Source organism: Methylomonas sp. BW4-1, assembly GCF_052474385.1.
This window is the reverse complement of record NZ_CP184125.1, coordinates 1,947,599-1,961,506: the sequence shown is the minus strand read 5'-3', so window position 1 is coordinate 1,961,506 and position 13,908 is coordinate 1,947,599. Positions and strand designations below refer to the sequence as shown.

Here is a 13,908-nt window from a genome sequence, read left to right as displayed (position 1 = left end):
AGGCGCAGCGCTCATCTAAACTATTTCAGCCTATCATGCCCGCAGCAGGTCACGCCCACACCCTAGATAACGGCATTGCCGTCATCCACTCCAATCAACTGGAAGAACTCCGCGATGTGGTCGAGTACTGGCTAAGACAACATCCCTTGCTGCCCTTGGAAAACGAGATTTTTCTGGTGCAGAGCAACGGCATGGGGCATTGGTTGAAGCAAAGTCTGGCGCAAAATTCCTCGCTGGGCATTGCCGCCGTGATGAAGATGCAATTGCCGTCCTTGTTTATCTGGAGTGTTTACCGGGCCGTATTGGGCGAGCAGATTCCCACCGAGCAACCTTTAGCCAAAGACCCGCTGATCTGGCGGTTATATCGACTGTTGCCGGGCTTGTTGCAACAACCCAGCTTCGAAACCCTGGCCAGTTTTTTGACCGACGACAGCCATTGCCGCAAACGACACCAACTTGCCGAACAACTGGCGGACCTGTTCGATCAATATCAGGTGTATCGCTCCGATTGGGTGTCGGATTGGGCTGCGGGGCAGGATGTGTTGCGCAACGGCCATGGTGAAAGCAAACCGCTACCCAGCGCGCAACTTTGGCAAGCCGCTTTGTGGCGGGCCGTGCTTGAAGATTTGGGCGAAGAGTCCTCGCCGTTCGCCAGTAGGGCAGCGGTGCATGCCCAGTTCATGGCTAGAATCGATACATTGACTGCCCGGCCTGCCGGCCTGCCGCGCCGCGTCGTGTTATTCGGTCTGTCTTCCCTACCGCAGCAATCGCTGGAAGTGCTGGCTAAATTGGGCCGATTTTGTCAGATCGTGTTGTTTGTGCATAACCCTTGCCAGCACTATTGGGCCGACATCATCGAAGACAAGGAACTGCTAAAAGCCGAGCGCCGCCGGCAGACGTATAAATCGGGTATGAGCGCGGCATTAAGCGATGCGGAACTGCATCTACAGGCGCCGCCCTTATTGGCGGCCTGGGGCAAACAAGGCCGGGATTATATTCGTTTGTTGGATCATTTCGATGAAACCCAGGCCTACGCCAACTGGCATTGGCCCGATAGTAAAATCGACATGTTCAAGGACTACGGCGAAACGGGGCAGCGGAGTTTGCTGCAACATCTGCAACAGTCGATACTGGATATGGAGCCCGTGCCCGAGCAACCTGTTTTGCTGGCCAACGCCGACGAGTCGATCCAGTTTCACATCGCCCACAGTCCGCAGCGTGAAGTCGAAATTCTGCACGATCAACTGTTGGCGTGCTTCGAGAGTGCGCAACAAAATGGCAAGCCTCTGTATCCGCGCAATATCATTGTGATGGTACCGGACATCAATACCTATGCGCCGCATATCCATGCGGTATTCGGCCAAATTCAAAGCGACGATCCGCGTTATATTCCCTATAGTCTGGCCGATCAGCAACAGCGCGGACAAAATCCGCTATTGCTTGCCGTGGAAGCTTTGTTGAATTTACCCGAGTCGCGGTTTGCGGTTAGCGAATTTCTGGGCTTGCTAGAAGTGCCGGCCTTGCGGGCGCGGTTTGAGATTGACGAAACCGCTATACCTAAACTGCATCAATGGATCGAAGAATCCGGCATCCGCTGGGGCTTGAACGCCCGGCAGCGCACGGAACGAGTCAATATGCCCGCTAACTTGCATGCCAATACCTGGCAGTTTGGGTTGAGGCGCATGCTGCTGGGGTATGCGGTCGGTGCCGGTGCCGCATTCGATGAGATTCAGCCTTACGAAGAAATCGGCGGTCTGGATGCGCAATGGCTGGGCGGTCTGGCGTTTCTGTTGGAAACCCTGGAAAAATACGCAGAGCTATTACGGCTGGAATATCCGCCGGCCCAATGGCAGCAGCTATTGTCCGAACTGCTGAACGATTTTTTTCAAGTAAGCGACGAGCGCGAGCGAAAAACGCTGGAAACTCTAACAAGTGCCTTAACGAGCTGGTCCAGACACTGCGCACAAGCCGGTTTAAGCGAGACCGATTTCCTGCCCATCCCTGTGGTACGCGAAGCTTGGCTGGCTGGCGTTGACGAACCGTCCTTGCATCAACGCTTTCTCAGCGGCCGGGTGAATTTCTGTACCTTGATGCCGATGCGGGCTATTCCGTTTCGGTTGATTTGCTTGTTGGGCATGAACGACGGCGACTATCCGCGCAATCAACAGGCCCGCAGTTTCGATTTGATGAGCCAGCGCGGTCAATACCGCCCAGGTGACCGCTCGCGCCGGCAAGACGATCAATATCTGTTTCTGGAAGCGTTGCTGTCGGCGCGCGAACAGCTGTATATCAGCTGGGTAGGCCGCAGTATCCGCGATAACAGCGAGCGGCCGCCTTCGGTTTTAATCAGTCAATTGCGCGATGTACTGGCGCAGGGCTGGGCGCTTGCCGATAAGCCCGCGTTGTTGGAGAGAATTACCGTCGCGCATCCCTTGCAACCTTTTAGCGAAGCCTATGTGCAAAAGCACCGCGATCCCTGTCTTTTTACCTATGCCAGGGAATGGTTTGTACCAGCCGCCGCTCAGCCGCTTAACGGGCAAATCGTCCCCAGCTCGGATGATAAAACCTACGCCTTGAGCCTGGAATCACTTGCGCGGTTTTTACGCGCGCCGGTGAAAAGTTTTTGTAACCAAACCCTGAAATTTGGCTTTGATAGCCTGGCCGTTACCAGCGAAGACTGCGAGCCGTTTGGAGTCGATAATCTGCAAGCCTATTTATTCAGCGATGAATTACTGCAAGGTTTAACCGCAGAGCATCCGGACGACTTGGAACAATACCTAAGCAGGCAGCAGGCCGTGATGACGCAGAAAGGCCAATTGCCTTTGGGCGGTTTTGCCCAGGCGAGTTTCCAGGCCTTAGCCGAGCCGGTCACAGCGGCTTGGGAGCGTTATCGCGAGTTGGCTTTTGTATGGTCAGAGGTTTTAGAGCCGCATGTGTTGCAGTTAGCCCCTTTTGTATTGGCCGGCGGCGTGACGGTGCAACTGACCGGCGATCTTAGTCAACTGCGCCGGCACAACCAGCAAGTTGGTCTGCTGCATTTGACGGCGCAAAATCTGTTGAATAAAGACAAATCCATCAAGTATCCGAATTTATTGTTGCAGTGGCTACAGCATTTGGCGGCTTGCGCCGATAGCTTGCCGGTAACCACCTTGGTTATCGGTGCCGACACGGCGATTGAAATGCCCATTGTCGAGCAAGACGACGCTTACCAACAGTTGCAAGATCTGGTTGCTGCTTATCACGAGGGCGTGCAAGCCCCATTGCCCGTGGCTTGCCGCACCGCATTTAGTTGGCTTGCCGCCCCGCCGGAAACTGCGCGGGAAAAAGCCCAAGCCAGATATGACGGCGATGACTGGAATGCCGGCGAAGTGCAATACGACGCCTATCTGGCGCGCTTCTTTCCCAATTTTGCCAGTTTGACGGCGTTTGACGCAGAAAAGGATTTTGCATATTGGGCGGATAATTTGTATCGGCCGATGTTGGCGCATATCCGCGAATTACCAGCGGCAGGGGAGGCGTCGGTATGACCACTGCTATCCCGCTCAACCCCCTTGAATTTCCGTTGTCGGGTACGCGGCTGATCGAAGCCAGTGCCGGCACCGGTAAGACCTATACCATCGCGGCCTTATATGTGCGCTTGATTTTGGGACACCATCCCGATAGCGTCGAACCCAGCCGGTATCTATTGCCGCCGGATATTTTGGTGGTGACCTTCACCGAGGCCGCCACCAAGGAACTGCGGGAACGCATACGCGAGCGCTTGAGTCAGGCGGCGCGGTTTTTTCGTCAGCAATTGCCGACGAAGGATGCCTTCTTGCAAGACATCCGTGGCGCTTATCCTGAAGTAGACTGGCCGGCCTGCGCCCGCCGCTTGGAATTGGCGGCCAACTGGATGGACGAGGCGGCGGTGTATACCATCCACAGTTGGTGTAACCGCATGTTGCAACAGCATGCTTTCGATAGCGGCAGTTTGTTTCGCCAGGAGGTCAATACCGACGATACTGAATTGTTGAATGAGGTAGTGCGGGACTATTGGCGCAGTTTCTATTACGACATGTCCAACGACGCCGATTTTCGTAGCCTGTATGCGGCGTTCAAACATCCGGACGAATTACTGCTGGCGATACGTTCGCTGCTGGGTAACGCTGAGCCGATACCGATGGGCGTGGCCGACGGTCAGCCGATTAAAGAATTGATTTCTGCGGTGGCGTCCATCAGGCAGTCGGCGTTACAAGCGTTAAAGGCGCCTTGGCTCAGTTGGCTGCCTGAAGTGCGCGAACTATTGGAGGCAGCTATCGAAAGCAAAGTGCTGCCGGCAAAAAATTACAACGCCACTAATCGCCGCAACTGGCTGGACAAAATCGAAGCCTGGAGCCTGGACCCGGCGCAGGATACGCTGGACATTGGCAAGGGCTTTGAGAATCTATCGCCAGCCGGCATGGCACAATTAGCCAATCCAGGGAAAACACCGCCGGACCATCCCGGTTTTGCGGCGATTGGTCGCTTGCCCGCCCAACTGGCGGCGCTACCCAGTTTAAAAGTCGAACTGATCAAACATGCGGTGCATTGGATCAGGCAGCGTTACGATTTTGAAAAACAACGCATCGCCAGGATGACCTTCGACGACATGCTGATACGTCTGGATAACGCGCTGCAAGGCCGCAACGGCGACAGGCTGGCAGAGGTGATTCGCGAGCAGTATCCCATCGCTTTGATCGACGAGTTTCAGGATACCGACCCGGTGCAATACCGGATTTTTTCCACGCTCTACGCCACGCCGGTCGGCGCTGATTGTGCGTGTTTGATGATCGGCGATCCGAAGCAAGCTATCTACTCGTTCCGCGGCGCGGATATTTACACTTATCTTAAGGCTCACCGCGATACCAAAGGCCGGCATTACACCCTGGGCACCAATTACCGTTCCACCCAGGCTTTAGTCGATGCGCTGAATCAGGTGTTTTTGCAAGCCGATCAGCAAGAGCGGGGCGCGTTTCGCTTTAAAACCGCGCAAGATGATCCTTTACCTTTTTTGCCGGTGAAGGCCCAAGGCCGCGACGAGGAATGGGTTATCGATAAGCAAGCCGCCCCAGCCTTAACGCTGTGGCATTGGGAAACCGAGGGCGCGGTCGGCATGCCGGCTTATCGGGAAAGGCTGGCGGAGGTGACGGCCAGCCAGATTGTTAAATTGTTGAATGCGGCTGATGCAGGGCAAGCCGGGTTTAAATCTGCATCCGGCATGCAGGCCTTGCAGCCTGGGGACATCGCCATCCTCGTTCGCAGCGGCACCGAAGCAACGGCGATACGCAACGCTTTGGCGCGCCGCCGCTTGCGCAGCGTTTATCTGTCCGAGCGCGATTCCATCTTTGCCAGCGGCGAAGCGGTCGACATGTTGCTTTGGTTAAATGCTCTGGCCGAGCCGCGTAATGAGCGCAAGGTGCGCGCGGCCTTAAGTTCGGCGACCTTCGCTTGGTCTTACCAAGCGCTGCACGCACTGGCCTTGGACGAACCCGGCTGGGAATTGCATCTGGAACGCTTTCTGACGTATCAACAACACTGGCAACGCGACGGCATTTTGCCCGCGCTGCGGCAATTGATTAACGATTACGGCTTACACGCGCGTCTGACTGACAACAGTGAAGGCGAAAGGTCGATTACCAATCTGCTGCATCTCGCCGAATTGTTACAACGCGCCAGCACTCAGTTGGAAGGCGAGCAAGCCTTGATCAGGTATCTGGCCGAGGCTATCGAGGCCGGTGGCAGCCAAGCCGGCGATGACGGCATCATCAGGCTGGAGAGCGATGCCAATCTGATTAAAGTGGTCACGATTCATAAATCCAAAGGCCTGGAATATCCGCTGGTATTTTTGCCGTTTATTTGCAGCTTCCGGGAAGTGGGCGGCCGCTTCAATGCCTATTATCGTTATCACGACGAAAACCAAGATTTGCAAATCGACTTGCATAAGCAAGAGCGCATTAAAGCCATCAGCGACGAAGAGCGGTTGCAGGAAGATTTGCGTTTGCTGTATGTAGCAATGACCCGAGCCCGGCATGCTTGTTGGTTGGGTATTGCACCGGTCAAATCCGGCAGTACCAAGGATTGCCAGTTGGAAAAATCGGCCATGGGCGCCTTGCTTAACTGGCAGGCCAAAATGCCCATCAGCGCCTTAGCCGAGCAATTGATTGAACTGAAAGGCAGCTGTGACGCGATTTCGATAACGCCCTTACCGGAAATTGACGACGCGCGCTATAGCCCGGTCTTGGTTGAAAGGGGTGGCTTTGATGCGCGCGTGCCGCTTGGCAAAATTTCCAGTAACTGGTGGATAGCCAGTTATAGTGCTTTGCACATCGCGGACCACCTGACGCCTGCGGAAGATCAGTCTCGGCTGTTGCCGGAGTTTGAAACCGCCCACGACGATAAGCAAAACGACGAAGCCGAAATTGCTGCTGCGCTCAGTAAGCCATTGTCCGGTGTCCACGCTTTGCCCAGAGGCGCCGGTCCCGGCGTGTTGATTCACGACTTGCTGGAGGAATGCGCGCAATGGGGTTTTGCCAATGTGGCCGCAAATCCTGCCTTAAGACAAGAATTGATTCAAAAACGATTTGTCGGCGGCGAATGGGAGAACAAACATGCCGTCATCGGTTCCGCCTTGTCGCACTGGTTGAACATGCCCTTGCTGGAGGACGCCAATGTTAGTTTGGCTGCGTTAGAAGCTAATGCCTATCAAGCCGAGCTGGAATTTCTGCTGGGCGCCGATACCGTGGACACTGAGGAACTGGACCGCTTGGTCAGCCGCCACACCTTCGGCGGGCAAGCCCGTCCGGGCTTACTGCCCGGCCAAGTAAACGGGCTGTTAAAAGGTTTTATCGACTTGGTGTTCGTGCACGATCAGCGGTACTACGTGGTCGATTATAAATTCAACAGTTTGGGTGCCGACGATGCGGCTTACACGCAGGAGGCCTTGGTGGCAGCGATGTTGGCTAAACGTTACGATCTGCAATACTGCCTGTATTTACTGGCCTTGCATCGCTTGCTGAAAGTCAGGCTGGGTAATGCTTACGACTACGAGACGCACATCGGAGGCGGGCTGTATTTATTCTTAAGAGGCGCGAAAGGGCCAAGGGCAGGGCAGGTATTCGAAAAACCACCCAGGCTATTGATTGAGCGCTTGGATGCGTTGTTTGGAGCCTCGTCATGATCCGGCAAGCGGCGGTAATAGACAGTATGCAGCACTGGGTAGCGAAAGGCTGGTTGAGTCATTTGAATCGGGCCTTCGTGGGGTTTTTGTTGGATCTCGATCCAGCGGCGTCTGACCAAGTGCTATGGGCAGGAGCCTTGGTCAGCCATCAGCTGGATAGAGGCGAAGTGTATTTGGACTTGGCAAAACTCTGTGAGCAGCCAGGGATGACGCTGGCTATCCCGGCCGATGACGCTTGGGTAGTCGAGCAGGACGCGGCGGTGGTCGAGTTGGCGCGCTTAAAAGTGTATAGCCTTGAAGGCTGGCAAGCGGCGCTATCGCAATCAAGACTGGTGTCATCAGGAGCGGGCGATACGCCGTTGGTTTTGGCGGGTAACCGGCTGTATTTGCGGCGTTACTGGCACTACGAACAAATCACGCAAGCCTGTATTATGCAACGCTTGCAACCGGCGCGGGATAGCTTGCCGGCGTCCTTGGCGGAACGCTTGCAAACGCTGTTTCCCGCCAGCTCGGAAAGCCCGGATTGGCAAAAAATCGCTTGCGTCCTGGCCTTGCGCGCGCGCTTTGCCATCATCACCGGCGGGCCGGGTACCGGTAAAACCACTACCTTGACCAAACTGTTGGCCTTGTTGATTGAACTGGCGCAACAGGAAAGCGATAAACCCAAAAATCTGAATATCTTGCTGGCGGCACCGACCGGCAAAGCGGCGGCCAGGGTCAGCGAATCGATTGCCAAGGCACTCGATAACTTGGCTATCGACGACAGCATTAAACAAACTATTCCCCGAAAGGCCAGCACCTTGCACCGTTTGCTGGGTAGCCGGCATGACTCGCGGCGCTTTCTACATGATCGTCACAATCCTATCGTCGCCGACATCGTGATCGTCGATGAGGCGTCGATGATCGATCTGGAAATGATGGCGTCGCTATTGGAAGCCTTGCCGGTAAACGCCCAGTTGATCTTGCTAGGCGACAAGGATCAATTAGCTTCCGTCGAGGCCGGTTCTGTGATGGGAGATTTATGTCGCGGTGCCGAACACGCGGCTTATGATGCGGAAACGCTGGCTTGGATCGCTGCTTATGCCGGCGAACCGCTCAAACCAGCCACTGCGCCAGGTTCTGCGATTAATCAACAAACCGTTATGTTGCGGCACAGTCATCGTTTCGATGCCCACAGCGGTATTGGTCAATTGGCTAAAGCCGTGAATCAGGGCGATGCTTTGCAGGCTCAGGCCATCTTAGCTGACACGGCACAGTACCCCGATTTGCTACCCGAACCGCGCGCAGAATATATCGCCTTACGCCAACACCCAACTGCGGATGCCGCCAATAGCTTGTTAAGAAAGCTGGTGATGAATAGCGGGGACGCCGTCCGCCGAGGTTATGGCTATTATTTAGCGCAAATCAATAATGGCCGGCCGGACAATGCGGAACGATACGACGCATGGGCCATGCAAGTGTTGACCGCCTTCGATGCGTTTCAGGTGTTGTCGGCATTGCGGAAAGGGCCGTGGGGCGTGGAAGGCCTTAATCAGCGCATCGAAGAATGGTTGTTTGCCAAAGCCAAGCAGGCCCTGTGGTACGAAGGCCGGCCGGTGATGATCACCCGCAACGACTACAACCTGGGCTTAATGAACGGCGATATTGGGATTGCGCTGCGAGACAGTAGCGGCAAGCTTAAAGTGGCATTTCCCAGTGCCGACAACAGTAACGAGCCAACGGCCAATCTGAAAATACGCTGGATCTCGCCAATGCGCCTGCCGGACTTGGAAACCGCTTTCGCCATCACCGTGCATAAATCACAAGGCTCGGAGTTTAATCACGTGGCCTTGGTCTTACCGGAAAACATCAGCCCGGTACTCACGCGCGAATTAATTTACACCGGCATCACCCGCGCCAAACAACACTTTAGCCTATTGGAATGCAGTGATGGGGTGTTTGCTAAAGCTATTTTGACCTGCCGTAAGTAGTAGTAAAGCAAAAGCCCGTGTTGTTGGGTGTATCGGTAACACTTTGGGTCATGGATTCAGATAGGCTTACGCCACTGCCGAATGATGGTTTTTGGAAATGGAAAATTTTTGAAACCGACCCAAGGCGGAAGTTCGTGTATTTACCTTGAATGTCGGTTTAAAATTTAAATCAGCCATTCAAATAATAAAAGTTGTAGGGTGGATAAGCGAAGCGCCATCCACCTATTTGCGTTCCTATGGTGGATGGCGCTTCGCTTATCCACCCTACGGCCCTTATTCGAGTTTTCAGAATTACGTCAAACAAGGCATTTATCCCGAAAGCTGGGGCAGTGTTATGCTGTTGGATATTGAAGGTATTGAATAACTCGAAAGATGCGCTGCCCGTCGGTTGGCGCATTCTAACCTGATTGTTAGGGTATTGCGTTATCCCAAACCTCGTCGAATCCTTCATTGCCACAGTGAATATGAAGCGATGTATACATTCTTTCTAGAAGTCGCTCTATATCTTGGTCCTTTGTTGAATCAACAATGTCCCAATAGACTTTTGCCAGATGTACAACGTCATCACTATTTTTTACACCATCACGAACAAGATCAACCGTTCTCTGGTCAGAATTACTTTTAGCGTAGCTCAACAGGAATTCTCGAGCTTCATTGTTACTAAAGTGGATCATAGCGCCCTCTGTGCATCATAAATTACTGACATTCTATCAGCTACCCATTCAAGCTTTGACCTCAACTCAGTCGCTAGCATTCTCCTCGTAGCGCACAGATGGTAATGCTGATTTTTCCGGTCAGTTGGATCAACAACAAACTCCAATCCTTCTGGAATGTCAGCATTTTCAAGGACCCAATAAACGTCAACTGCCTTCCCCGGATTTCTCTTTGACTTCATCCTATAAATACCCTTTAAGTGTTGCCAATGAGAGGAAAATGATAATCCGTGCTCACGAGAAGGAAGTATCCAATTACCACAGACGGAAAAGATATAGTCATCCCTTTGTATACCACAAATTAGCTCTTTGTTACTGCTATTGGGATTATCGTATAATGTAGGGTGTTCACCTTTAACAATTGGCCTAGCAAACCATCTATTCATTTCATTGAGGTATACTCTCAGATCATCCATCGTTTTAAATTGATTCATTTTTACCTCATTAATTGACGCAACATCCATGGCACCATAACGCTTATCTCACCGGAAAATTCGAGCGCAGCGAGTATTTTGCCCGATGGAGCTAATTGTTAGATTCTTCATAACGTATTTCTATCATCAGAATTCGCTTTGGATAAAAACCAAGCTCATGATTATAAAATTCTCTTGGCATTTTCTCGAAACTAGATAAGTGCCCATTTCGCTAATCCACCCCCAAGGATTTTGATAGGCATGAACCTTGATGCCAAAGCGCTCGATATGTGCTACTTGATTATTGCTTGCCGGAAAAGCGATATTTGGACATTCTGCTAAGCACCGTAGCGGGATCGTTTCTTTGAACTGATGAATTCTGTCAAAAGTTCTCCAGCCTCTTTTTACTATAGCTGTTTTGACATTCCTTGTGTTGAATTAAAGCAACGGCAGTGCGCTTACGACTCTCAAATTACCCTTCCCGCCGATATATATCCGACCAGCATCTGAAATATGTACGTCGCCAAGCGCTTCTTTATCTGATCGATATTGCCCAATCAGTGTAAACCGCCCGTTTGGTTTGTTTTTAAATACTGCAACATTCCTGTCGAAAACCGCGGTTAGTAAATTTAGCCTCTCATTGGCAGTGAAATGTTGAGAACCCGATGACCATGAGTAGCCGAAAAGTTTAGTCGGTGGTTCGGCAACACGATATTTGTAAAGTCCACCAACTCCGCTCATTACATTTTTATCGGATAGGCCGAGGAGATTAGGGCCAAATTCCTCGGACGAAGCGTTGTTGAATATTGTAGTGGGCTTACAGGGATCTTTAATATCATAATAATAAAAGCCCCCATAGCTGGAAACAATTGCGATTTGATGAGCATCGTCAAACTCAGTGAATGAATAAGCGAATATTGGAGGGCCACCCTCAGGTTTAAATGGGTTACTACAAATTAATTTCGTAGTGTCTTTTCCAACTTTATACACCAAGGTTCCGCGATCTAAACTATCCGGAAGACGATTACGTTCTTGGAGAAATAAGTATTCACCGTCGTGTGATAAATGCAGGGTCATGAACGAACCATCGATTCTCTCGATGAGTTTAGGCTGTTGTGCATTAGAAATATCGACAATAAATAGACCATATTTTTTGTCGGCTGGTGCTCCGTCATACCATAGGCTGATTAAATACACCGTTTTGCCATCCGGGCTCACAGCAAAATCGTCAGCTTTGATTGCTGGAAAATGCGAAATAACTTTCGGCTTATCTGGATCGGCAAGCGAAAACAAATAAACGCCATGCACATCATCGGGAACCAGTTTGTCCCACGGAGTAACGGAAGCCAATAAAATATCAGGTCGCAAAGGGGCTATGGCTAATTTATTGATGTAGCCGTCAACGGGAACGGTCGAAGACGGTTTCAGTTCATTACTCGTGGCTTCCAGAGTATACGCAGGTAAGTTTTGCTCTAAACCGAGCGACTTTAAGTAGGCTTCGTTTTCCTTGTTCTTTGCCATGACGACGGCAAAATCCAAAGCATTGAAACCGCGTTCATCGGCAGCGTTCAAGTTGGCGCCATGCTTGATTAGCAATTTCAGCATGTCGACATCGGCGTGCTGCGCGGCATGCATCAACGGGGTTCTTTTGGTGTGACCAAGGTTGGGATAGACGCATTCATCGCCGTTTCGGAGTTCTGCCGCCGATTTATAGGAATGGTTTACGTCGGCCTTATGAGCTAATAGAAGTTCTGTCGCTTCGTGATCGTTTTCGCCAATGGCGTAAAACAACGCGGTCTTGCCAAAGTCGTTCGGCACATTCACCGATATTTGCTTTTCCAATAAAAAACGCAGACTTTCGTGATTACCAATAGAAAATGACAGCAAGGGTTCCGCGCCGTTCTCGAAACCTGCCAAATCCGAGGAACTGAGTTTATCGATCAAAGTCGCGATAAAAGCTTTTGGCCGATCATGCAGCAAGGCCGCTTTCAACGCTTGGTATATTTGTTGTTTGGGGATGGGCTGACCATTATCGGTGGTTTCAGCCAGTTCGGTCTTCAAGTCTTCAAGGGTCGTCTGCGACTCCCTAACTAGCTGAACGAGTTTGGATTCCGGGGTATAGGCTTCGCTTGGAAAACTTCCGGCGGCTCTGCCGACAAGGCGCATAAGCGCATGCCTGGCAGCCTCTGTGGCTTGCGTTTCCGTCATGTTTAAAGAACTTTTATAATGCGTGGCTAGCTTAGGTAATGCCTTGTCAAATTCGGAAAAAAACTGTTTGTGCATCTGAGAGTTATAGAGGCTTTTTTCTGACCACTGCTGGAAATAACCCAGCAGGTTTTTATGGAGAATAGCGGGCCTTAGGCTGGCAAACGAACGCTCGTCGTCCGGATCTTGATCAATTTTTGCTTGCTCAAGGAAAAGCAACGGAGCGAAGCCGGCCTTTGCCAAATCAAAATGGTAGTAACGCCAATGCGCATGAATGATCGAACCGGAACAGTGTCCGTGGCCAAACGCCTCCTGGCGTATCGATTCAGTCAAATCGAGTAGGTTTTTCATAAATGGCAATGATGCTAAGCTTTCAGGGCAGCCGTAATCGACCTCAATTGGCGAGTTGTGCCCGGAACCCAAATCGATGCCTTCGATAAAAATCTTTTCTGGAAATTTGCGCATGTTTTCACAGCTTATAATGCCATCGGCAAAAGGATCCAGCGCATCGATTCTGTCGGTGTAGGCTTGTTTTAAGCAGGCTTCGTCCGAGCATGCATTTCGAGTATGTTTTAACCAATGCTTTTGTTCGGCAACCAAACGGTCTTCGTCGGCATTGCTTGGTTTTTGACTGTTTTCTTCAACCGGCTTAAATCGTTTCCGCTGATTAGAATAGGTTTCTTCTAGCTTTGAATCTAACTCCGAAAGCTGCTGAGTTCCGCATATGAGCTTTTCAATATTCGTTTTAGCTTTACTGCAATCAAAGCTGGCCGACAAAGAAACGTTAGAAAAACTTGATAACACCAACAGCAACAAAATCCTGAACATATGCAGATATCCAAATCTAATTGTCAAAGATACTGAGAGTAGCAAAGATTTAGCTCACGAACTATCGCGTTAGCATTGCGTTGAAGATGTTCAAATGCGATTGGCTGCTCTCCGTTCGCAAGCCTTGGAGCCAAACGAGAATCGCATTTTGCTAGTCGCGAAAGCCAAATTCTCTTGCGTGCAAACCAAACTGCCTTGCGCTTAAGGCAGTTTGCCGGGCGAGCAAATCAATTTGCTTTGCCTGCAAGGCTTGGTGGGTTGCGGGCAAACCCAAAAGCGTTGCGAGGATAGCAAAATAGCTTGTGCGCAAGCTTAGTAACCTGGCGCGCAAGGCTGAAAGCGATAACGGGATGATTCCGAGGCTTGCATGAATCGATTAAGGCCCAGGTAGGCTGCTTGCCGCCGGATCTTGGCTGCATGCGGCCTTAGCCGTTGAGGATGCGGTAAACGAAGTAAAGCGTATGTTTCCCGCTATAGCAAAGGTTTGGACACTCACTACATCCTCAGCCTGTTTTCGTGTGGATATTTACCGGTTATGGCCGAAACCTGAATGGTCAGCACATTCGCTGAAAATCTTGGAAACG

The 13,908-nt window shown here is 51.5% G+C and carries 6 protein-coding genes; 4 read left to right on the top strand and 2 right to left on the bottom strand.

Translation table 11 applies throughout. The features are described from left to right. The first annotated feature begins 35 nt into the window (after window positions 1-35). From recC to ACH5Y9_RS09030, 4 genes are all read left to right on the top strand, one after another. On the top strand, window positions 36-3,527 hold the full coding sequence (recC, locus tag ACH5Y9_RS09045) for an exodeoxyribonuclease V subunit gamma (RefSeq protein ID WP_445369358.1): 3,492 nt from the start codon (window positions 36-38) through the stop codon (window positions 3,525-3,527). Then, complete coding sequence (gene recB / locus ACH5Y9_RS09040; protein ID WP_445369357.1) at window positions 3,524-7,195, top strand: exodeoxyribonuclease V subunit beta; 3,672 nt, start codon at window positions 3,524-3,526, stop codon at window positions 7,193-7,195. The genes recC and recB overlap by 4 nt, the downstream gene beginning before the upstream one ends. Further along, window positions 7,192-9,165: an exodeoxyribonuclease V subunit alpha gene (gene recD, locus ACH5Y9_RS09035; protein WP_445369356.1), complete on the top strand. Its 1,974-nt coding sequence runs from the start codon at window positions 7,192-7,194 to the stop codon at window positions 9,163-9,165. Before recB ends, recD begins: the two co-directional genes overlap by 4 nt. A 145-nt stretch (window positions 9,166-9,310) precedes the next feature. After that, window positions 9,311-9,529, top strand: a complete 219-nt coding sequence (locus ACH5Y9_RS09030) for a hypothetical protein (RefSeq protein ID WP_445369355.1) — start codon at window positions 9,311-9,313, stop codon at window positions 9,527-9,529. Between the two features lie 306 nt (window positions 9,530-9,835). Here ACH5Y9_RS09030 and ACH5Y9_RS09025 read toward each other — a convergent pair whose 3' ends face one another. Next, window positions 9,836-10,312, bottom strand: coding sequence for a hypothetical protein (locus ACH5Y9_RS09025; RefSeq protein WP_445369354.1), 477 nt, complete (start codon window positions 10,310-10,312; stop codon window positions 9,836-9,838). Between the two features lie 417 nt (window positions 10,313-10,729). After that, window positions 10,730-13,324 (bottom strand): ankyrin repeat domain-containing protein, encoded by a 2,595-nt coding sequence (locus tag ACH5Y9_RS09020; protein WP_445369353.1) that lies wholly within the window; start codon window positions 13,322-13,324, stop codon window positions 10,730-10,732. Between the last annotated feature and the right edge of the window lie 584 nt (window positions 13,325-13,908).

Coding starts and splice junctions, on each gene's coding strand:
- recD (WP_445369356.1), top strand. CDS start 7,192: ATGATCCGGCAAGCGGCGGTAATAGACAGTATGCAGCACTGGGTAGCG.
- recC (WP_445369358.1), top strand. CDS start 36: ATGCCCGCAGCAGGTCACGCCCACACCCTAGATAACGGCATTGCCGTC.
- ACH5Y9_RS09020 (WP_445369353.1), bottom strand. CDS start 13,324: ATGTTCAGGATTTTGTTGCTGTTGGTGTTATCAAGTTTTTCTAACGTT.
- recB (WP_445369357.1), top strand. CDS start 3,524: ATGACCACTGCTATCCCGCTCAACCCCCTTGAATTTCCGTTGTCGGGT.
- ACH5Y9_RS09025 (WP_445369354.1), bottom strand. CDS start 10,312: ATGAATCAATTTAAAACGATGGATGATCTGAGAGTATACCTCAATGAA.